The organism is Pseudomonas sp. SJZ074 (assembly GCF_007828215.1).
Lineage (GTDB): Bacteria > Pseudomonadota > Gammaproteobacteria > Pseudomonadales > Pseudomonadaceae > Aquipseudomonas.
Window position 1 is genome coordinate 197,495 of the sequence record NZ_VIUE01000005.1, and the last position, 20,701, is coordinate 218,195.

The 20,701-nt window shown below is 60.1% G+C and carries 15 protein-coding genes and 1 pseudogene; 9 read left to right on the forward strand and 7 right to left on the reverse strand.

The annotated features are described in order from the left end of the window. The first annotated feature begins 140 nt into the window (after positions 1–140). Entirely contained in the window at positions 141–1,610 is a 1,470-nt protein-coding gene (guaB, locus tag FBX99_RS08925; RefSeq protein WP_145131271.1) for an IMP dehydrogenase, read from the forward strand. Between the two features lie 126 nt (positions 1,611–1,736). Continuing rightward, the gene (gene guaA / locus FBX99_RS08930; RefSeq protein WP_047702151.1) at positions 1,737–3,314 is read left to right on the forward strand and encodes a glutamine-hydrolyzing GMP synthase; all 1,578 of its coding nucleotides are present in this window, start codon (positions 1,737–1,739) and stop codon (positions 3,312–3,314) included. A gap of 76 nt (positions 3,315–3,390) precedes the next feature. On the opposite strand, the gene FBX99_RS08935 is transcribed toward guaA, so the two are convergent. Then, positions 3,391–4,050, reverse strand: a complete 660-nt coding sequence (locus FBX99_RS08935) for a TetR/AcrR family transcriptional regulator (RefSeq protein WP_145131273.1) — start codon at positions 4,048–4,050, stop codon at positions 3,391–3,393. A gap of 105 nt (positions 4,051–4,155) precedes the next feature. Between FBX99_RS08935 and FBX99_RS08940 the strand changes: the two genes are divergently transcribed. The 6 genes and pseudogenes from FBX99_RS08940 (at position 4,156) to tadA (ending at position 11,711) form a co-directional block, all read left to right on the forward strand. Next, entirely contained in the window at positions 4,156–5,049 is an 894-nt protein-coding gene (locus FBX99_RS08940; RefSeq protein WP_145131275.1) for an NAD(P)/FAD-dependent oxidoreductase, read from the forward strand. Between the two features lie 48 nt (positions 5,050–5,097). Further along, a complete protein-coding gene (locus FBX99_RS08945; protein ID WP_144923195.1) occupies positions 5,098–5,961 on the forward strand; it encodes a class I SAM-dependent methyltransferase in 864 nt (287 codons plus the stop codon). 407 nt (positions 5,962–6,368) lie between these two features. Then, a pseudogene (locus tag FBX99_RS08950) lies at positions 6,369–6,554 on the forward strand (DUF6632 domain-containing protein); the annotation flags it as partial. 280 nt (positions 6,555–6,834) lie between these two features. Further along, positions 6,835–9,552 (forward strand): AAA domain-containing protein, encoded by a 2,718-nt coding sequence (locus FBX99_RS08955; RefSeq protein WP_145131277.1) that lies wholly within the window; start codon positions 6,835–6,837, stop codon positions 9,550–9,552. A gap of 285 nt (positions 9,553–9,837) precedes the next feature. Beyond that, positions 9,838–11,214, forward strand: a complete 1,377-nt coding sequence (locus tag FBX99_RS08960) for a multicopper oxidase family protein (RefSeq protein ID WP_145131279.1) — start codon at positions 9,838–9,840, stop codon at positions 11,212–11,214. Then, positions 11,214–11,711 carry a tRNA adenosine(34) deaminase TadA gene (gene tadA, locus FBX99_RS08965; protein WP_144923204.1) on the forward strand — a complete coding sequence of 166 codons (498 nt, stop codon included), beginning with the start codon at positions 11,214–11,216 and terminating at the stop codon, positions 11,709–11,711. The genes FBX99_RS08960 and tadA overlap by 1 nt, the downstream gene beginning before the upstream one ends. A gap of 125 nt (positions 11,712–11,836) precedes the next feature. On the opposite strand, the gene cmoB is transcribed toward tadA, so the two are convergent. Both cmoB and cmoA read right to left on the reverse strand, forming a co-directional pair. Beyond that, entirely contained in the window at positions 11,837–12,793 is a 957-nt protein-coding gene (gene cmoB, locus FBX99_RS08970; RefSeq protein ID WP_144923207.1) for a tRNA 5-methoxyuridine(34)/uridine 5-oxyacetic acid(34) synthase CmoB, read from the reverse strand. Continuing rightward, a complete protein-coding gene (cmoA, locus tag FBX99_RS08975; RefSeq protein WP_024778935.1) occupies positions 12,790–13,533 on the reverse strand; it encodes a carboxy-S-adenosyl-L-methionine synthase CmoA in 744 nt (247 codons plus the stop codon). Before cmoA ends, cmoB begins: the two co-directional genes overlap by 4 nt. Positions 13,534–13,840: 307 nt before the next feature. Between cmoA and FBX99_RS08980 the strand changes: the two genes are divergently transcribed. Next, positions 13,841–14,800 carry an omptin family outer membrane protease gene (locus FBX99_RS08980; protein WP_256662463.1) on the forward strand — a complete coding sequence of 320 codons (960 nt, stop codon included), beginning with the start codon at positions 13,841–13,843 and terminating at the stop codon, positions 14,798–14,800. 25 nt (positions 14,801–14,825) lie between these two features. On the opposite strand, the gene FBX99_RS08985 is transcribed toward FBX99_RS08980, so the two are convergent. The 4 genes from FBX99_RS08985 to FBX99_RS09000 form a co-directional block, all read right to left on the reverse strand. Then, on the reverse strand, positions 14,826–15,218 hold the full coding sequence (locus FBX99_RS08985) for a protease inhibitor I42 family protein (protein ID WP_041020627.1): 393 nt from the start codon (positions 15,216–15,218) through the stop codon (positions 14,826–14,828). A 190-nt stretch (positions 15,219–15,408) separates the two neighbouring features. Next, a complete protein-coding gene (gene lon, locus FBX99_RS08990) occupies positions 15,409–17,823 on the reverse strand; it encodes an endopeptidase La (protein WP_144923210.1) in 2,415 nt (804 codons plus the stop codon). A gap of 199 nt (positions 17,824–18,022) precedes the next feature. Next, the gene (locus tag FBX99_RS08995; protein WP_144923213.1) at positions 18,023–19,336 is read right to left on the reverse strand and encodes an MFS transporter; all 1,314 of its coding nucleotides are present in this window, start codon (positions 19,334–19,336) and stop codon (positions 18,023–18,025) included. Positions 19,337–19,456: 120 nt separating this feature from the next. After that, positions 19,457–20,698: a CNNM domain-containing protein gene (locus tag FBX99_RS09000; RefSeq protein ID WP_144923216.1), complete on the reverse strand. Its 1,242-nt coding sequence runs from the start codon at positions 20,696–20,698 to the stop codon at positions 19,457–19,459. Positions 20,699–20,701 lie beyond the last annotated feature (3 nt).

Sequence of the window (20,701 nt, forward strand, 5' to 3'; positions counted from 1 at the left end):
GGATCTGTTGTGCGGCAAGGATTGTTGTGCTTTAGCTCCATCAATCAGCCCGCCAATAATAGACAGAGTTTTACATTGAGCCAGACGGTGTGCATGAGTATAATGGCGCGCTTCCATTTTCCCGCTCGGGAGCCCCCGCGATGCTGCGTATCAGCCAAGAAGCCCTGACCTTCGACGACATTCTCCTAGTGCCTGGTTATTCCGAGGTGCTGCCTAACGAAGTCAGCCTCAAATCCCGTCTCACCCGTGGCATCGAACTGAATATCCCGCTGGTTTCCGCTGCCATGGACACCGTGACCGAAGCCCGTCTGGCCATTGCTATGGCTCAGGAAGGCGGTATCGGTATCATCCACAAGAACATGACCATCGAACAGCAGGCCGCCGAAGTGCGCAAGGTCAAGCGGTTCGAGGCTGGCGTGGTCAAGGATCCGATCACCATCGAGGCTGACGCCACCGTCCGGGATCTGTTCGAACTGACCCGTATGCACAACATCTCCGGCGTTCCGGTACTGCACGATGGCGACCTGGTCGGCATCGTCACCTCCCGCGACGTGCGTTTCGAGAACCGTCTCGATGCTTCCGTGCGCCAAGTGATGACGCCTAAAGAGCGTCTGGTCACGGTCAAGGAAGGCACCAGCAAGGACGAAGTCCGCGAGTTGCTGCACAAGCACCGCATCGAGCGCGTGCTGATCGTCGACGAAAAATTCGCCCTCAAGGGCATGATGACCGTCAACGACATCGAAAAAGCCAAGGCCTACCCGCTGGCGAGCAAGGACGACCAGGGTCGTCTGCGCGTCGGCGCTGCGGTCGGTACCGGCAAGGACACCGGCGACCGCGTCGCCGCCCTGGTCAATGCCGGCGTTGACGTGGTGGTGGTCGACACCGCCCACGGTCACTCTAAAGGCGTGATCGACCGCGTTCGCTGGGTCAAGCAGAACTTCCCTGACGTGCAGGTAATCGGCGGCAACATCGCCACCGGCGCTGCCGCCAAGGCCCTGGCCGAAGCCGGCGCCGACGCGGTCAAGGTCGGTATCGGCCCTGGCTCGATCTGCACCACACGGATCGTCGCCGGTGTCGGCGTGCCGCAGATCAGCGCCATCGCCAACGTTGCCGCTGCCCTTGAAGGCACTGGCGTCCCGTTGATCGCCGACGGCGGCATCCGTTTCTCCGGTGACCTGTCCAAGGCCATCGTTGCCGGTGCCTACAGCGTGATGATGGGTTCGATGTTCGCCGGTACCGAAGAAGCGCCGGGCGAGATCGAGCTGTTCCAGGGCCGTAGCTACAAGGCTTACCGCGGCATGGGGTCGCTGGGCGCCATGTCCCAGGCCCAGGGCTCTTCCGATCGTTACTTCCAGGACTCCTCCGCGGGTGCCGAGAAGCTGGTGCCGGAAGGCATCGAAGGTCGCGTGCCATACAAAGGCACCTTGACCGCCATCATCCATCAACTGATGGGTGGCCTGCGTTCCTCGATGGGCTACACCGGCAGTGCCAACATCGAAGAGATGCGCACCAAGCCGGAGTTCGTACGCATCACCGGCGCCGGCATGGCCGAGTCCCATGTTCACGACGTACAGATCACCAAGGAAGCGCCGAACTACCGGGTCGGCTAACGCCTCGAGCTGCGAGTTAGGAGCTTCAAGCTACAAGCGATAGTGGTGCTGCAGCCGCTATCGCGTTCTACCCGATCAACTTGCAGCTTGCGGCTTGAAGCTTGCAGCTGCATCAGAGAATGAGTCATGGCCCTCGACATTCACGCTCACCGCATCCTGATCCTCGACTTCGGTTCCCAGTACACCCAACTGATTGCCCGCCGCGTGCGTGAAATCGGCGTGTACTGCGAATTGCATCCGTTCGACATGGATGACGAAGCGATTCGCGAGTTCGCTCCCAAAGGCGTCATCCTCGCCGGCGGCCCCGAGTCCGTGCACGAAGCCAACAGCCCGCGCTGCCCGCAAGCGGTGTTCGACCTGGGTGTACCGGTTTTCGGCATCTGCTACGGCATGCAGACCATGGCCGAGCAGCTCGGTGGCAAGGTGGAAGGCTCCGACCTGCGTGAATTCGGCTATGCCCGCGTTGACGTGGTCGGCAAGAGCCGCCTGCTGGATGGCATCGAAGACCATGTCGACGCCGATGGCCTGTTCGGCCTGGACGTGTGGATGAGCCACGGTGACAAGGTCACCAGGATGCCGGAAGACTTCCACATCCTCGCCAGCACCCCGAGCTGCCCGATTGCCGGCATGTTCAGCGACGAGCGTCGCTACTACGGCGTGCAATTCCACCCGGAAGTGACCCACACCAAGCAGGGTGGCCGCATCCTGTCGCGCTTCATCCTCGACATCTGCGAATGCGAAGCCCTGTGGACACCGTCGAAAATCGCTGAAGACGCCATCGCCCAGGTGCGCGCCCAGGTCGGTACCGACAACGTACTGCTGGGTCTGTCCGGCGGTGTCGACTCCTCGGTAGTCGCCGCGCTGCTGCACAAGGCCATCGGTGATCAACTGACCTGCGTCTTCGTCGACAACGGCCTGCTGCGCCTGCACGAAGGCGAGCAAGTGATGGCCATGTTCGCCGAGAACATGGGCGTCAAGGTCATCCGCGCCAACGCCGAAGAGCAGTTCCTGGCCAACCTGGCCGGCGAATCCGACCCGGAGAAAAAGCGCAAGATCATCGGTCGTACCTTCATTGACGTGTTCGATGCCGAATCCTGCAAACTCGACAACATCAAGTACCTGGCCCAAGGCACCATCTACCCCGACGTGATCGAGTCGGCCGGCGCCAAGAGCGGCAAGGCCCACGTGATCAAGTCCCACCACAACGTCGGTGGCCTGCCGGAAGAAATGAACCTCAAGCTGGTTGAGCCGCTGCGCGAGCTGTTCAAGGACGAGGTTCGTCGCCTCGGCCTGGAACTGGGCCTGCCGTACGACATGGTCTACCGCCACCCATTCCCGGGCCCGGGCCTGGGCGTGCGGATCCTCGGTGAAGTGAAGAAGGAATACGCCGACCTGCTGCGTCGCGCCGACCACATCTTCATCGAGGAACTGCGCAAGGCTGACTGGTACCACAAGGTCAGCCAGGCGTTCGTGGTGTTCCAGCCGGTGAAATCGGTTGGCGTGGTGGGCGATGGCCGTCGTTACGCCTGGGTCGTGGCCCTGCGTGCGGTGGAAACCATCGACTTCATGACCGCTCGTTGGGCACACCTGCCGTACGAGCTGCTGGAAACCGTTTCCGGTCGCATTATCAACGAAATCGACGGTATCTCCCGCGTGACGTATGACGTGTCGAGCAAGCCGCCGGCGACGATTGAGTGGGAGTGATCCCGCGTCTGGCATAGACCGGCACAAAGCGCATTGAAGTACTTAAAGCCCGCGTAACTGCGGGCTTTTTGCATTTTCAGTCTGGCACTGTCTGGTCGGCGGCAGCTCGCGTCGCGTGCGCGGCGATAAACATGGCGACGGCCGACCGGCAATAGGATTCGATTTCGCTGTCGTCCTCTGCTCTCGCCTCATCGAAGCGAGCGATGATCAGCAGATCGGATCCTTTGAAAAGCGCGGTAAACAAGCGGGCGGACTGGCGAGGATCGGGCACGTTCAGAACCGCCTTCGCGTGCAACTGACGCAACAGGGCCTCGATTTGGGCGATAACATAGGCGGGGCCGGCTTCGTATTGGCGTTGGCTTAACGTTTTTTGATTGGTTTTGTCGGCCGTGATCATGGCTTCGACACTGCGTACGTCCGGGCTCAACAGCGTGCGAAGCAAGGTTGATCCCACCGCCATGAGCTGATCTTCGGCCGAGCCGTCGACGCCTTCAAAAAGGGCCTGTGGCGCAAACTGCTGGCAATGGACCGCGATGGCCGCGCTGAACAGCGCCTCCTTGTTCTCGAAGTGCCGATAGATGCTTAGCTTGGATATCTTCGCCCGCTGGGCGACTTTGTCCATGGTCGTCGCTTGAAAACCCAATTCCACAAAGAGTTCGTACGCTGCGTCGATGATCGTTTGGCCAAGCGCTTCGTTGGCGGGCCGGCCGCGTCGGGCCTGGCTGTTTTCGGACATAAAAATTCCAGTACTTGACAGTATTCTAATTCTGGAATTATGGTACTTTAAAGTATCTTAAAGCCGCAACCTATCTCCTCCACCCACAGCGCGGAGCCCATCACCATGAATGACGTCATTATCATCGGCGGCAGCTTTGCCGGCCTCGCCGCCGCCCTGCAGCTCGGCCGTGCTCGCCGCAAGGTCACGGTTCTCGATACCGGCCTGCCGCGCAATCGCTTCGCTGGCCACTCCCATGGCCTGCTCGGCCACGATCACAAGCCACCGCTGGACATCCTGGCAGAGGCGCGGCAGCAGTTGGCGCGCTACCCCACGATCAGACTGGTCAACGCCCGGGCCGAGAGCATCTCCGGCACCATTGACCATTTCTCCGTCCTCACTGGCGATGGCGAATGTCTTGGGGCGCGCCGCTTGATCCTGAGCTATGGCGTCGTCGACCAGATGCCTGATGTTCCGGGCTTCGCCGAAAGCTGGGGCACGTCCATCGTGCCGTGTCCGTATTGCGACGGTTTTGAAAACGCCGGCCAGCATTGGGGCCTCGTCTGGTCCGGCCCGCAGGCGCACAATTATGTCAGGCTGTACCACGATTGGACTGACACGTTGACGGTCTTCGCCGATGGTCATGACATCCCGCCCGATATCCGGGCCGATCTGGCGCACCGCAACATATCTGTCGTCGATGGCCGGATCGTCGAGATCGCCCATCAAAAGGGTCATATCAGCACGGTCAATCTCGACACCAGCCCCAATGTCGCGGTCGACATCCTGTTCGCCCATCCGCGCAGCAAGCCGTGCACAAGCCTGCATGAATCACTGGGCCTCGCCACGGTGGATACGCCCGCCGGCATCGTCCTCAAAGTCGACGAGCGCCGCCAGACCAGCATGCCCGGCATCTACGCCGCCGGCGACCTCGCCACGCCATTTTTGCCCTCGGTCACCCAGGCATCATCGCAGGGCGCGATGGCGGGTATCTTCGCTCAGCAATCGATGCTGGTTTGAGCGCGCAGATTCCCGTCTATTAAGAACGAATCAGAACAGGGAGATCCCATGACAGAGCAAAATGCCCATCAGGTTGCCGACTGGAATGGCCAAAGCGGGGAGTACTGGGCCGCCAACCAGGCTCGGCTGGACGCCATGATGGCGGTGTTCGGCCGGGCCGCGATCGAAGCCGCCGCGCCCGTCACGGACGAACGCGTGCTGGACGTCGGTTGCGGCGCGGGTGCGTCAAGTCTGGATCTGGCCGCTCGCGTCGGCGCGGGCGGCTATGTGCTGGGCGTGGACATCTCCGAACCGCTGATCGACCGAGCACGTGCGCTTGCGCCACAGGATACGCCGGTCCTGTTCCGAGTGGCCGACGCCAGCAGCACCGAGCTGCCCGAGGGCGCGTTCGACATCCTGTTCTCGCGTTTCGGGGTGATGTTCTTCGAAGATCCGACTGGGGCGTTCGCCCATATGCGCCGCGCGCTTCGGCCGGGCGGGCGGGTCGCTTTCGTCTGCTGGCGCGGCGTGGCCGAGAACGATTGGGTGCGCCTGCCGATGGGGGCGATCAAGGACATCGTCCCGCTACCCGCGCCGCCCGGTCCCGAAGCGCCCGGCCCATTCTCGTTCGGTGATCGGGGGCGGGTGATGCGTATCCTGACAGCGGCCGGCTTCACCGATATCACTATCACACCCTTTGATGCTTCCATCCCATTCGGCGAGGGCAAAACGCGGGACGCGGCGATCGACGACGCGGTGAGGATGGCGTTCGAGGGCGGCCCGCTGTCACTTGTGCTCGCTGATCAACCCGATGACATCCGCGCCCGAGCCTGGGCCGCGGCCCGTGCCGCCTTCGCGGGCCTCGCTGGCGAGAGGTCGGTGATGATCAACGGCGCGGCTTGGATCGTGATGGCGCGCAATCCGGCAAGCTGATAAGGATTAACTGGGGAGATGACCCGCTGTGGAGCGGGCGTCTTTGGCCGGTCAGATTGATGTTCCCTCTGGCTTTAAAACCGCCATTTGCGAGCTGGAGACTTGGATCATGTTTAACCCTTTCCTCAGCTCTGGTGAGGATTGCTAGAAATAACTGTTTTTGTGCGTAACTCTTGTTTTCTAATCGTTTTTTTCCGAGCTTAATCGTTAGCTGACAAGATCAGGCGTAGCGCATCCTTTTTTCAATACCCGAAAGCCGTCTTGTCCGCAGAGGCCCCTGCGGCATGAAGTTACCCATCTGGAGTTCCTCGCCCGTCTGTTGAAGAGTCCCGCTATCTGCGCAGCCATGCACGGGCGCGTGCAGCGTTAAAGGAGGTGGTCGAGATGCCTGATCAACAGGCATACCTGTGAGTCTGATCTGGTTCACCGTGTGGTCGAGCGTGGTGCATGGCGCGATCATGGCTGTGCAGTCCTTCGGTGTCGGAATGGACGGAATGAGCCACTACGGCCACTTGCTCGGCGATGTGCCTGCGTTGTTCGTTGTCGCGGCGGCGCTGGCGTTCTTCACGCCGCGGGGCGAGAAGGCGCGGTAGCTCACATCTTCCAACTACGACAGCAGTAAGTGACGACGGCGCCTGATGGTGCTGTCATCTTTCTCTACGATTTGCCGCCTTCACCCGCGCTTGGAAGCACCTATCATCGACCCGTTCGTCCCGCGGCAATCCGCTTGCATGGCTGGAGGTTATGCATCCATGGATGCTGATGTTCGAGTGAGGAGTGATGGCGCAATAGTATTGAATTGTCGGGTCAACCAGATGAAACTTCAGACAACATGGACGTATCCAGGCATGAACGAGCCTGACTAAGGAATGTATGGTTTCTATCAAGGTACGCGGTGAAGACAGGACCGGACAGATCAGCAACTGGACAATCAAGAACGAGGGTAGCGCAGGGTTTTCGCTTGTTTGTCATCTTCCTTGCGGTAAGAAGGTGCTCTATCCGCTCGAAGAATGTGAAGTCGTTCCTACCCGAGTGGTGGGGAACAGCTACCTGTGCAAGCAGGGCTGTGCGGTACATGATCCTATCAAGGAGGCTGTGATCTATGGAGAAAAATACGCCATAGTCCAGTATCCCAAAGGCGCCAGGAAATACCTGTTCAAGCTGGACGCTATCGAGCTGGTCGCATCGACGAAGTTTAATGACGACCCGGTCTTTGAGTATTTCCTTTCTGTGGCTAACGGGCGGGTCACCCAGGCCGAGAAGCCGGATGACAAAAAGATCGCTGACAATGTGCTGCGTCAGCTGACTGCAGTTCCGTTGTGCGCAGGTACAGCACTGCACGCGTACTGCACCGGGCAGAATGGTCAGCAGAGGCAAGCGGGTCATTTAATCTTTCCGTTTGGTATCAACGAAAGCCAGCTCCAAGCTGTTGAGCGGGCTTTGGCCTCCCAAGTCAGTCTTATCGAAGGCCCTCCCGGCACTGGCAAGACCCAGACCATCCTGAACATCATCGCTAACATCCTGTTGCGTGGAAAAAACGTAGCGGTGGTCTCCAACAATAATTCGGCCGTTGCGAATGTCTGTGAAAAACTGGGCAAGTCGGGGCTTGATTATTTGGTCGCCGAGCTGGGCAGCAGCAGAAATCGCGAGACATTTTTCGCCAATCCGCGTTCTCGACCTTCACCACCTACCGAAACCGCGCCATCAATGGAGCGCATCCAGGCTGTCCTGCACCAACTCAAGGGCTATTTGCATGCCTGCAATGCGGTGGCGCAGTTGCAGATTGAAATCGCTGAACTGGAAGTCGAGAAGCGCTACTTGCAGGAATGGCAGCAGGACAACGGCATACGGGTGCCGGACCTGGAGAAGTACAAGCTCACTGCGCAAAAGTCCGCTGATCTGATGGCGTATTTGACTCATCTTGGCGGCGGTCGCATCAGGATCAAGGATCGAATCGAGTTGCTGTTCAATTTCAGCATCTTGCGCACCAGGCCATTCGATAATTGGGAGAAACGCAAGTCGACGTTCTATGGCCTGCAACTGCACTATTACGACAAGGCGTTGCAGGAAAAAAACGCAGCGCTGGAAGGCCATCAGCAAGCGTTGAGAATCGGCAATTATCAGGCGCTGCTGGATGAGCTGACCGGCAGCTCGATGAAGTACCTCAAACAACACTTGCATCAACATGTACCGACCCCTGAGGCCTTTGAAGCCGAGACTTACAAGTGCAGATTCGATGAGTTCGTGAAGCGTTATCCGATCATTTCCAGCAGTACACATTCAATCATCAACTCGCTTCAAAGCGGGACGATACTCGACTACGTGATCATCGACGAAGCCTCGCAGCAGGACATCGTTCCAGGAATATTGGCTTTGGGCTGCGCAAAGAATCTGATCATTGTCGGTGATAGGAAACAGTTGGCGCACATCCCGGCAAAGCTGGGCCTGGCTGCGCCCGAGTATAAGGATCACTACGATTGCGAGAAGCACAGCCTGCTCGATTCATGCGTCAGGGTTTTCAACGGTTCTATTCCGAGAACGTTGCTTAAAGAACACTACCGCTGTCATCCGAGAATCATTCAGTTCTGTAACCAGCAGTTCTACGAGGGGCAACTGGTCCCGATGACAAAGGACAATGGGGAAAAACCGCTGTCGTTGTTGATCACCGCCAAGGGCAACCACGCACGACGGACAACCAACCTTCGCGAATTGGAATCGCTGCTGGCGACGCTCGACAGTGAGGGCAAAAGTGCCTGGGAGGGCGAGGATGGCAGGGGCCTCATTGCTCCATTCAGGGCCCAGGCCGCACTATCGGGCACGCTGCTGCCGGCTGACTTCGTCAATGACACCGTACATAAGTTCCAGGGCCGGGAGTGCGAAGAAATCGTCTTCTCCACGGTGTTGGATAAAAAGACGACTACCCAGAAGTTCCTCGCATTCGTGGATGATCCGCGCATGGTGAACGTGGCGGTGTCCCGCGCTAAAAATCGCTTTACGCTGGTCACGGGAGATGATGTTTTCACTGCGAACAACGGGCATATCGCGGCGTTGGTGCGCTACATCGAATACTACGCCGAAGAAAGGCAGGTGCATCGTGCACCGGTGATATCGGCCTTTGACCTGCTTTACAAGGAATACGACCAATCGCTTGAGCGTCTTAATCAGCGGCTACGGTCGGAGGACTCCACTTACAAATCCGAGCAGATCGTCGCACAGATATTGCGCGAGACGTTGGAGCCTGCGGCTTGCCGAGGGCTCAGATTCCGCTCGCAGATCCCACTGATTCAAGTGGCTTCCATCCTCAACACTAGCCTGACGCCGCGAGAGCAGGCATTCATGAGTAACGGTGCCAGTTGTGATTTCGTAATTTATTTCAAAGTCGGGAAGACGCCGCTAGGTGTCATTGAAGTTGATGGAGGCAGCCATGACACGCCGGAGCAGGCGGAACTTGACGCTTTGAAAAACAGCATCCTGGGCAAATGCAGTCTTCCGTTATTGCGCTTGCGCACGGTTGAAAGTCACATTGAACAGCGGGTGAGCGCATTCGTAACGCAGTGGACAACCAGCGTTTCGAACGAAATTGCGACTTAGGCTCTGTACGAAAAGCCTTGATACTCGTCCATGCTGCGTTGAAAACAGCCTCGCAATGCTCATGTACTCCAGTACACTGCGCTTCCTCGGCTGTTTTCGCCTTGCCTGACCTTCGTCTCAAGACTTTTCGTACAGAGCCTAGTCTGAGCATTTGGGCGCTGTGGTGACCAATGTTCGAACGGGGTCGCGACAATCCTTCACTTAATCTTTCTCAATTGCGGGTGTATCGTATTCGCCTTTTGCGGACCTGCCGGTTCGCCGCGGATTCAATAGGTGGTTGCCTTCATGTCGTTTACCCGTCGCCAAATACTCGGTGGCCTGGCCGGTCTTGTTGTCGTGGGCGTTGGCGCGGGAGGCGCATCGCGGTATTGGTTGGGCAAGCGGGCGGATGCCGAGGCTGGGCACGACTATGAGTTGATTGCTGCGCCTCTGGACGTCGAGTTGGTGGCCGGGCACAAGACCCAGGCCTGGGCCTTTGGACCATCGGCGCCGGGGACCGAGTTGCGGGTGCGCCAGGGCGAGTGGCTGCGGGTGCGCTTCATCAATCACCTGCCGGTGGCGACTACGATCCATTGGCACGGGATCCGTCTGCCGCTGGAAATGGACGGTGTACCGTACGTCTCGCAACTCCCGGTGCTGCCGGGGGAATACTTCGATTACAAGTTCCGTGTGCCGGACGCCGGCAGCTACTGGTATCACCCGCACGTCAACAGCAGCGAAGAGTTGGGGCGTGGCTTGGTAGGGCCGTTGATCATCGAGGAGCGCGAGCCCACCGGGTTCAAGTACGAGCAAACCTTGAGCCTCAAGAGCTGGCATGTGGACGAGCAAGGCCAGTTCGTTGAGTTCAGCATTCCCCGCGAGGCGGCCCGTGGCGGGACGGCCGGGCGACTGGCGACCATCAACGGTGTGCCGGAGGCGGTAATTGACTTGCCGGCCGGGCAGATCACGCGGGTGCGCCTGCTCAACCTCGACAACACCCTGACCTACCGGATCAACATTCCCGGGGTCGAAGCGCAGATCTATGCCCTGGACGGCAATCCCATCGAGCCGCGCCCGCTGGGCAAGGAGTACTGGCTCGGCCCGGGCATGCGCATCTGCCTGGCCATCAAGGCGCCGCCGGCCGGGGAAGAATTGTCGTTGCGCAACGGCCCGGTGCGCCTGGGCACCCTGCGGTCGGTGCCCAACAACGATGCGCCGACCCAATGGCCACCCGCGTTGCCGGCCAATCCGGTGTCCGAGCCGGACCTGGCCAATGCCGAGAAACTCAACTTCAATTTCGAGTGGGTCGGTTCGGTGTCGGTCAATGTCGACAACGGCAAGCCGCCAAGCCTGTGGCAGATCAACGGCAAGGCCTGGGACATCACCGACAAGACCTGCGCCGACCGGCCGATTGCCACGCTGAAAAAGGGCAAGAGCTACATCTTCGAATTGAAGAACATGACTCAATATCAGCATCCAGTCCATTTGCACGGGATGAGCTTCAAGGTGATCGCGTCCAACCGCCACAAGGTCATTCCGTATTTCACCGACACCTACCTGCTGGGCAAGAACGAGCGGGCACAGGTGGCGCTGGTGGCGGATAACCCGGGTGTGTGGATGTTCCACTGCCATGTGATCGACCACATGGAAACCGGCCTGATGGCCGCCATCGAGGTGGCGTGATGCGTCAGATTCGTCCCGCTCGGATCATCGATCGCAGCCGCGACCAGGACTTCATGCGCGAAGCCCTGGCGCTGGCCGCGCAAGGGGCGGCCTTGGGCGAGGTGCCGGTGGGCGCGGTGCTGGTGCAGGACGGCGAGATCATCGGGCGCGGCTTCAACTGCCCGATCAGCGGCCACGACCCCAGCGCCCACGCGGAAATGGTCGCCATCCGCGCCGCCGCCCAGGCCGTGAGCAATTATCGCCTGCCCGGCAGTACCCTCTATGTGACGCTCGAACCGTGCAGCATGTGCGCCGGCCTGATCGTCCATTCCCGCATCGCCCGGGTTGTCTACGGTGCCCTCGAACCCAAGGCCGGTATCGTGCAGAGCCAGGGGCAGTTTTTCAGCCAGGCGTTCCTGAACCATCGGGTGATGTTCGAGGGCGGGGTGTTGGCGGAAGAATGCAGCACGATGCTGAGCGAGTTCTTCAAGGCGCGCAGGGCCAAACCCCAGGACTGAACACCGAATCCCCTTGTGGGAGCGAGCCTGCTCGCGATAGCGGAGTGTCAGTTAACACACCTTTGACTGATTCACCGCTATCGCGAGCAGGCTCGCTCCCACTGGAAATGGGGGGGGTGATCTATTTATTTACGCGCCACAATCACCGCCCGCATTGGCGCCGGCAAGCCTTCGATGGTCTTGCTGGAGTCTTCGGGGTCGAGAAAATCGCTCAGCGACTGATACTTCATCCACTCCGTGCTGCGTTGTTCTTCCACGGTGGTCAGGCTCACGTCCACGCAGCGCACGTCGCTGAAACCAGCGCGGCGCAGCCAGCGCTCCAAGGCTGGCACCGATGGCAGGAACCACACGTTGCGCATCTGTGCGTAGCGATCCTCAGGCACCAGCACCTGATGCTCGTCGCCCTCTATCACCAGGGTTTCCAGTACCAGCTCACCGTTCTTGACCAGGCAGTTCTTGAGGGCCAGCAAGTGCTCGATAGGGGAGCGGCGGTGGTAGAACACGCCCATGGAAAAAACCGTGTCGAAGCCTTCCAGATCCGGCGGCAAGTCTTCGAATGGGAACGGCAGGTGCCAGGCATTGGGCTGCGACAGGTAGCGCTGCACCGCCTGGAATTGGCAGAAGAACAGCCAGTTGGGGTCTACGCCGATCACCGTGTCAGCCCCGGCGCCGAGCATCCGCCACATGTAGTAACCGTTGCCGCAGCCCACATCGAGGATGCGCTTGCCCTTGAGGTCCAGGTGCGGCGCCACCCGGGACCACTTCCAGTCCGAGCGCCATTCGGTGTCCACGTGCACGCCAAACAGATCGAACGGCCCCTTGCGCCACGGCGACAAGCCCATCAGCGCGGCGCGCATTCGGGCGCGGGTTTCGTCGCTGCAATCGGTGTCGAGGGTCAGCCCGTTCAACAGGTCGATTTCGCTCGGCTGCAGCACCGGCAAGGCATCAAGGGCACTCTGCCAGCGCTCCAGGTCGCCATGGCCCTTTTCCATTTTGGTGTCGAGTTGCGCCTGCAGCGTCGCGGCCCAATCGGCCAGGGGCGTGCCGGCCAGGCGGCGGGCGAGGGGGGACAGATCAATCATGGCAGGGCAATCAACGAGGCGAAGTTAAGACACTGGAACCATGGCACGACTTTCGAGAACCCGGCCGCCAGCAGGCGTTCGCGGTGTTCCTCGAGGCTGTCGGGCTTCATGACGTTTTCGATGGCACTGCGTTTCTGGGCAATTTCCAGCTCGCTGTAGCCGTTGGCGCGCTTGAACGCGACGTGCAGGTCAGTGAGCAGCGCATGCTCCTGCGCATCGTTGAAGCGCAGCTTTTCCGACAAGATCAGGGCGCCGCCGGGCAGCAGGGATTGGCGGATGCGGCTCAACAAGGCCGTGCGCTGATCCGGTGCGATGAACTGCAGGGTGAAGTTCAGCGCCACCACCGAGGCCGGCTGGAATTCCAAGGCCAGGATGTCGCCCTCGATCACTTCCACCGGCAGCAGCTCCTGGAACATCGAGTCCTGGCCGTTAAGGTATTCGCGGCAGCGCTCGACCATGGCCGCAGAGTTATCCACAGCGATCACCCGGCAACCGTCGGTGCGTACGTGGCGGCGCAGCGCCTGGGTCACCGCGCCCAGGGAGGAGCCCAGGTCATAGAGCACGCTGCCCGGCTGGGCGAATTGCGCGGCAAGCACACCGAGGTTTTCGACAATGGTCGGGTAACCCGGCACCGAGCGCTTGATCATGTCCGGAAATACCCGCACGACGTCCTCGTTGAAGGCGAAGTCCGGCACTTGGGCCAAGGGTTGGGCGAATAGGCGATCAGGGTCGTTGCTCACGGCGGTTCCAGCGGCAGGGTGAAAAGGCGGGCATTTTAGCCAATTAATGCGTCGAGCGTGATCTTTGATCGATGCCTGGCCGTGGGCGGTGCGGGGCGTTTTCATCGGAGGCGCGAAGACCGTCCGATCAAGGTGCGCAATATGTGCAACTTCCTGGCACATTTTGTTTGGTCGCGTTTTAAATTCGTTTCTTGCTGAATAACTTTACGTTGATATAAAAAGCTCCACTTCGTAAGACGGGTGCGGTGTTAGAAGTCTCATTGTTGTTATGAGGTTGCCGCCTGTAAAATTTTCAGGGAGAAACGAAATGTTCATGCCAGGGGTCAAGACGGCCAAGCGACTACAGCGGTTTATAATCATGACACTCGCGTCGGTTAGTTTTGCAGCTACTGCCGATAATACGGACTCGTTATATACCAATGAAAGATTGACGCTTGGTATTAATATGGGGGTGCTCAGTGGTCAGGCCAAAGAGCGGGTCTACTTTCCCGAGGAGGGAGGAAGAAAAGCCAGCCAACTGAATTGGGAGTACAGCAATGCCGCTGTCATCAAAGGCTCCCTGGATTGGGACGTGCTGCCATGGGTGTCGGTCGGGGCCTCAGGCTGGACGACAATCACCAGCAAGGACGGCCACATGGAGGACTATGACTGGATGGATGCTCGACAGAGCAAATGGTCGGATCGAAGCGTCCATCCCGATACCACCCTGCAATACGCCAACGAGTTCGATCTTCATCTAACGGGTTGGCTGATCAACCAACCCGCTTATCGTTTCGGTTTGATGGCGGGTTATCAGGAAAGCCGCTTCAGCTTCAGGGCCAGAGGCGGATCATATGACTACAACAACGGTGCAGATATCGGTGAAATTCCGGCCGGTGTCACGGTGATTGACTACAAACAACGATTCAAAACCCCCTATGTTGGCTTGGTAGGAAGTTATCGTTATCAGCGTTTCGATATGGAGGGCGCGCTCAAGTACAGCCGCTGGGTGTCAGCCACAGACTTCGATGAGCACTATCTGGCCGATAAAAATTTTGTCGGTAAAACAAAACGTCAGCATTATTATGCGCTGGTGGGAAACCTGGGCTATTTCGTGACGGACAATACAAAACTTTTCGTGGAGGGCGCCTGGAGTCGCATGCGAAATAAAAAAGGCAGCGTCGACCTCTCCAGTCGCTCCGATGACTACCGCGAAACCTTCGCCGACTCCGCGGGTATTGAAAACTCGAATGTGATGATGACCCTTGGGCTGAAACACTTGTTCTGAAGTGCGAGGATCAGCCGGCCCGTTATCAATTCACCGCAATGGCACAGTCGAAGGTTTCCACGGGGGGCACTTCGGGAGCCCAGGGCTGCTGATAAGTCAGGCGCAACCGGCCGGTACCGGCGGCGAATGCCTGGAAGCGCCAGGTCGACACGCCAGCGGCACCGACGATGCCGGCGTCTTCCGGGTTGCGGTAGACCTCAGGGCCCAGCGCTTTCAACACACCGCCCGCTGAGTCCTGGATGGCCCAGCGATACCCGGTGGTCGGGTTGCTGGGCAAGCTGAGGATCATGTTCTGCCCGTTGTTGAGCCGCACCGGGCACTCGCTGAGTTTCTCCACGGTCACGTTGTTTTTCGGTTGCGTGGCGCAAGCGCTCAGCAGGGCAAGGCTGACGGGGACGAGCAGGCGGGTAAGGGACATGGGGGCTCCGGCATTCACGACGAATGGTGAGCATAACCGAAGATGCTACAGGGTGTGTCAGCTAGGAATGTGTTGTGGCTGATGCCGTTTCGCGAGCAGGCTCGCTCCCACAGAGTATTGTGAGCAACACAATTTTCAATGTGGGAGCGAGCCTGCTCGCGATGAGGCCCGCGCGGTCGCTACATCATCTTCAGAACAACACCTTCGCCACATCCGCAAAGCGCTTGGCGAAGTGCACCGTGACGCCTTCCTTCAGGTAGTCCGGCAGCTCTTCGAAGTTACCCCGGTTGGCTTCCGGCAGGATCAGTTCGAGAATCTTCTGCCGGCGCGCCGCGATGACCTTTTCGCGGACCCCGCCAATGGGCAACACGTGCCCGGTGAGGGTCAGCTCGCCGGTCATGGCGACGCCTTTCTTCGGTGGCTGGTTGCGGGCCAGGGACAGCAGCGCGCTGGCCATGGTCACCCCGGCGCTCGGGCCGTCCTTGGGCGTGGCGCCTTCGGGCACATGCAGATGGACGAAGGCTTCGTCGAAGAACTTCGGGTCGCCGCCGAACTGCTTCAAATGCGAGCTGACATAGCTGTGGGCGATTTCCGCCGATTCCTTCATCACGTCGCCCAGTTGTCCGGTGAGTTTGAAGCCGCGATTGTGGGTGTGGATGCGCGTTGCTTCGATCGGCAGGGTGGCACCGCCCATGCTGGTCCAGGCCAGGCCGGTAATCACGCCGATGCCAGACAGCACCTGCTCGTTGCGGAACACCGGTTTGCCCAGGGACGCTTCAAGGTCCTTCGGCCCGAGCTTGATCACCGCCTTTGGCTCGTCGATCAGCTTCATCACCGCCTTGCGCACCAGTTTGCCCAGCTGCTTCTCCAGCTGCCGAACCCCGGCTTCGCGGGCGTAGCCGTCGATCAACGTCTTCAAGGCCCCGTCGCTGATGCTCAGGCTGCCCTTGGACACCCCAGCCTTGGCCAGTTGCTTGGGCCACAGGTGGCGCTTGGCGATGGCGACCTTTTCTTCGGTGATGTAGCCCGACAAGCGAATCACTTCCATCCGGTCCAGCAGCGGGCCGGGGATCGAGTCCAGGGTGTTGGCGGTGCACACGAAGAGCACCTTGGACAGGTCCAGGCGCATGTCCAGGTAGTGATCGAGAAACTCGACGTTCTGCTCCGGGTCGAGGGTTTCCAGCAAGGCCGAGGCTGGATCGCCCTGGTAGCTCTGGCCCATCTTGTCGATCTCGTCGAGCATGATCACCGGGTTCATCACTTCGACGTCTTTGAGCGCCTGTACCAGTTTGCCCGGCTGGGCGCCGATGTAGGTACGCCGATGGCCCTTGATCTCGGCCTCGTCGCGCATGCCGCCGACGCTGAAACGGTAGAACGGCCGGCCGAGGGACTCGGCAATGGACTTGCCGACGCTGGTCTTGCCCACGCCCGGCGGGCCCACGAGCAGCACGATGGAGCCGCTGATCTCGCCTTTGTAGGCACCGACGGCGAGGAATTCGAGGATACGGTCCTTGATGTCGTCCAGGCCGGCGTGGTGCTGGTCGAGCACCTTGCGCGCGTGCTTGAGATCGAGCTTGTCCTGGCCGTATACGCCCCACGGCACCGAGGTCGCCCAATCGAGGTAGTTGCGGGTGACGGCGTATTCCGGCGAACCGGTTTCCAGGATGGAAAGCTTGTTCATTTCCTCTTCGATACGCTTCTGGGCCTGGGCCGGCAGCGCCTTGCCCTCCAGTCGCTGCTCGAACTGTTCGAGGTCGGCGCTACGATCGTCCTTGGTCAGCCCCAATTCCTGCTGAATGACCTTGAGCTGTTCCTTGAGGAAGAACTGGCGCTGATGTTCGCCGATCTTGCTGTTGACCTCGGCGGAAATCTCTTTCTGCAACCGCGCCACTTCGACTTCCTTGCGCAGCATCGGCAGCACTTTTTCCATGCGCTTGAGCATGGGCACGCAATCGAGCACTTCCTGCAGTTCGTTGCCGGTGGCGGAGGTGAGTGCGGCGGCGAAGTCCGTCAGCGGCGACGGATCGTTGGGGCTGAAGCGGTTGAGGTAGTTCTTCAGCTCTTCGCTGTACAGCGGGTTCAGCGGCAGCAGTTCCTTGATCGCATTGATCAGCGCCATGCCATAGGCCTTGACCTCGTCGGTCGGCTCGCTGGGCTGATGCGGGTATTCGACTTCCACCAGGTACGGTGGACGATGGTGCTTGAGCCAGGTGCGGATGCGCACGCGGGTCAGGCCCTGGGCAACGAATTGCAATTTGCCCGCCTCGCGACTGGCGTGATGCACCTTGACCAGCGTGCCGTACAGCGGCAGCGCCGACGTATCGAAATGGCGTGGGTCTTCCTGGGGAGTATCCATGAAGAACAGCGCCAGGGAATGATGTTCGGACTTGGCCACCAGTTCCAGGGTTTCGGCCCAGGGTTCTTCATTGACGATGACCGGCAGCACCTGAGCCGGGAAGAATGGACGATTATGGATGGGGATGATGTAGACCTTGTCCGGCAGGTTCTGGCCGGGCAGCGCCAGGCCGGTGCCGGAAACGGTGTGTTCGATGTGTTCGGAGTCAGCGTATTCGTTCGTGGCTTCAGTAGAGTGCTGGTCGCTCATGGGGCACCTGCGCAATGGAGTATGGAGCTTAGATGGGGCAGGTGGGGGGTGGTTTCAATGGTGGGCGATTGTTAGCGGCTATTTCATGGTGTGTTGTTCAGCGTTGTGACAGGTCTGCGGCAAGGGATTGCCGTGGCGATGGAGCTTCTGTGGCGAGGGAGCAAGCTCCCTCGTCATAGTGGGTAGAGGCTGCCGGGTTTCACTCGACCCGGTTCAAATCGTTATGCCGGGTTTCTTTCAGGCACAGCACCGCGATCACGCTGAGTACGGCAGCGGCTGATACATAGCCACCGACATAGCTCAAGCCGCCCATCGCCACCAGTTTCTGGGCAAAGAACGGGGCGGCCGAGGCGCCAACGATGCCGCCCAGGTTGTAGGCGGCCGACGCGCCGGTGTAACGCACGTGTGTCGGAAACAGCTCCGGTAGCAAGGCACCCATGGGGGCGAAGGTCACGCCCATCAGGAACAGCTCGATGCACAGGAACAGCGCCACGCCCGCAGTCGAACCCTGGGTCAGCAGGGGCTCCATGAGAAAACCCGAGGCTATGGCCAGCACACCACCGGTGACCAGCACGGGCTTGCGCCCGAAGCGGTCGCTGGCCCAGGCCGACAAGGGCGTGGCGGCGGCCATGAACAGCACGGCAAAACACAGCAGGGCGAGGAACGTCTCGCGGCTGTAGCCAAGGGTGGCGACGCCGTAGCTCAGGGAGAACACCGTGGAAATATAGAACAGCGCATAACACACCACCATCGCCACCGCGCCCAGCAAGGTCGGCCCCCAATACTGGCTGAACAGCTCGACCAGCGGCACTTTCACCCGTTCCTGACGGGCGACGGCATTGGCGAAGACCGGGGTTTCATGGAGTTTGAGTCGCACATAGAGGCCGACGATCACCAGTACGGCACTGAGTAGGAACGGAATCCGCCAGCCCCAGGAGCGGAACTGCTCGTCGTCCAGGCTCATCGCCAGGGTCAGGAACAGCCCATTGGCTGCCAGGAAGCCAATGGAAGGGCCCAGTTGAGGGAACATGCCGAACCAGGCACGCTTGCCCTTGGGGGCGTTTTCGGTGGCGAGCAGCGCGGCGCCGCCCCATTCACCACCCAGGCCCAGCCCCTGGCCGAAACGCAGCAGGCACAGCAGGAACGGTGCCCAGGCGCCAATGCTGGCATACCCGGGCAGCACGCCGATGAGTGTGGTGCACACGCCCATCAGCAGCAGTGACGCCACCAGCGTGGACTTGCGCCCGATCCGGTCGCCAAAGTGGCCGAACAGCGCCGAGCCCAGTGGACGGGCGAGGAAAGCGATGCCGAATGTCAGGAAGGACGACAGCATCTGTGCCGTGCCTGACGTCTGTGGGAAGAACACCGGCCCGATCACCAGGGCAGCAGCCGTGGCATAGACGTAGAAATCATAGAACTCGATGGCCGTGCCGATGAAGCTCGCGGTCGCCACGCGGGTGGTGGAGTTCGTCGGCTGGGCAGACACGGCGTCGTTGCAGGTGGTGGTAGTCATGCAGTTATCCCTGACAGTCATGTGCTCCGTTGGAGCGAATTATTATGGTTGAACGGCTAGGGGTGGTGCTGGTGGTGAACTTTGTGGCGAGGGGATAAATCCCCTCGCCACAGGGAGAATTCAAGCAGCCGTTGGCGCCGAACTGTTATGCCATGCCAGCACCTGGCTGACGCGGTTGTCCACGGTCTCGATGATTTCCAGGCGATAGCGACCGATTTTCAGGCAGACCGGGCTTTCGGGAATGGTTTCCAGCGCTTCGGTCACCAACCCGTTGAGGGTCTTGGGTCCATCGCAAGGCAGGTGCCAGCCGAGGGTCTTGTTCAATTCGCGAATCGACGCCGCGCCATCGATCATCAGGCGCCCGTCCGGCTGCGGATGGACGTGAGGGTTGTCGAGGCTGTGCTCGCTTTCGAACTCACCGACGATTTCTTCGAGGATGTCTTCCAGGGTGACGATACCCAGCACTTCGCCATATTCGTCCACCACCATACCGAGGCGCCGTTGCTGCTTGTGGAAGTTCAGCAGTTGCAGCTGCAGCGGTGTGCTTTCGGGCACGAAGTAAGGTTCGTGGCAAGCGGCTAGCAGCGCCTCCTGGGTCAGGCTCGCGTCCGCCAGCAGATGGCGGATCTGGCGGGTGTTGAGCACGGCTTCGACCTGGTTGATGTCGCTGTGGAACACTGGCAGGCGGGTGCGCCGATTCAGGAGCAACTGCTCGATGATCTCGCCAATGGGATCGTCGAGGTTGATGCCGTCGACTTCGCTGCGGGGGACCAGGATGTCGTTGACGGTGATGTTGTCGAGGGCGTGGATGCCGGAAACCGGATGCGGCCGGCCGATGCTCTGCTCATGTTCATGCTCGACGCGCGCCGGTGTGGGCATTTCCTCGTCGCTTTGCTGGACGGCGCTGGTCTTGCGGGCAAAGGGTCGCAGCAGCCACTCACTCAGGTTGTTCAATAGCCAGGCCAGGGGGTAAATCAGTTTCAATGGTACGCCAAGGAGGGTGTTGCCCAGCGCCAGTATCGCGTCCGGGTGGCGGGTGGCCAGGGTGCGTGGCAGGTAGTCGGCGAACACCAACAGTGCCGCACTGATGGCGAGCCAGGCGATCCAGGGGCCGTTTTCCAGCCAGGTAAAGATCGCTAGCAAGGTGCCGATCACCAGCGCCAGGGCGCGACACAGGGTATTGCACAGAATCAGGCTGGTCAGGGGGAAGTCCAGCTTCGCCAGCGGCTTGTCGCCGGCGCGCGAAGCCTTGCGCTGGGCCAACAGATGGTGCCGGGCGGCTTCGATGGCGGTAAACAGGGCCGCCCAGAGAATCAGCACGACCAGTACAGCGAGCAGTGGCCCCGCGGGCAACCTATCCATCAG

Coding starts and splice junctions, on each gene's coding strand:
- guaA (WP_047702151.1), top strand. CDS start 1,737: ATGGCCCTCGACATTCACGCTCACCGCATCCTGATCCTCGACTTCGGT.
- FBX99_RS08960 (WP_145131279.1), top strand. CDS start 9,838: ATGTCGTTTACCCGTCGCCAAATACTCGGTGGCCTGGCCGGTCTTGTT.
- tadA (WP_144923204.1), top strand. CDS start 11,214: ATGCGTCAGATTCGTCCCGCTCGGATCATCGATCGCAGCCGCGACCAG.
- FBX99_RS08985 (WP_041020627.1), bottom strand. CDS start 15,218: ATGTCCCTTACCCGCCTGCTCGTCCCCGTCAGCCTTGCCCTGCTGAGC.
- cmoB (WP_144923207.1), bottom strand. CDS start 12,793: ATGATTGATCTGTCCCCCCTCGCCCGCCGCCTGGCCGGCACGCCCCTG.
- FBX99_RS08940 (WP_145131275.1), top strand. CDS start 4,156: ATGAATGACGTCATTATCATCGGCGGCAGCTTTGCCGGCCTCGCCGCC.
- guaB (WP_145131271.1), top strand. CDS start 141: ATGCTGCGTATCAGCCAAGAAGCCCTGACCTTCGACGACATTCTCCTA.
- FBX99_RS09000 (WP_144923216.1), bottom strand. CDS start 20,698: ATGGATAGGTTGCCCGCGGGGCCACTGCTCGCTGTACTGGTCGTGCTG.
- FBX99_RS08995 (WP_144923213.1), bottom strand. CDS start 19,336: ATGACTACCACCACCTGCAACGACGCCGTGTCTGCCCAGCCGACGAAC.
- FBX99_RS08945 (WP_144923195.1), top strand. CDS start 5,098: ATGACAGAGCAAAATGCCCATCAGGTTGCCGACTGGAATGGCCAAAGC.
- FBX99_RS08955 (WP_145131277.1), top strand. CDS start 6,835: ATGGTTTCTATCAAGGTACGCGGTGAAGACAGGACCGGACAGATCAGC.
- FBX99_RS08980 (WP_256662463.1), top strand. CDS start 13,841: ATGTTCATGCCAGGGGTCAAGACGGCCAAGCGACTACAGCGGTTTATA.
- lon (WP_144923210.1), bottom strand. CDS start 17,823: ATGAGCGACCAGCACTCTACTGAAGCCACGAACGAATACGCTGACTCC.
- FBX99_RS08935 (WP_145131273.1), bottom strand. CDS start 4,050: ATGTCCGAAAACAGCCAGGCCCGACGCGGCCGGCCCGCCAACGAAGCG.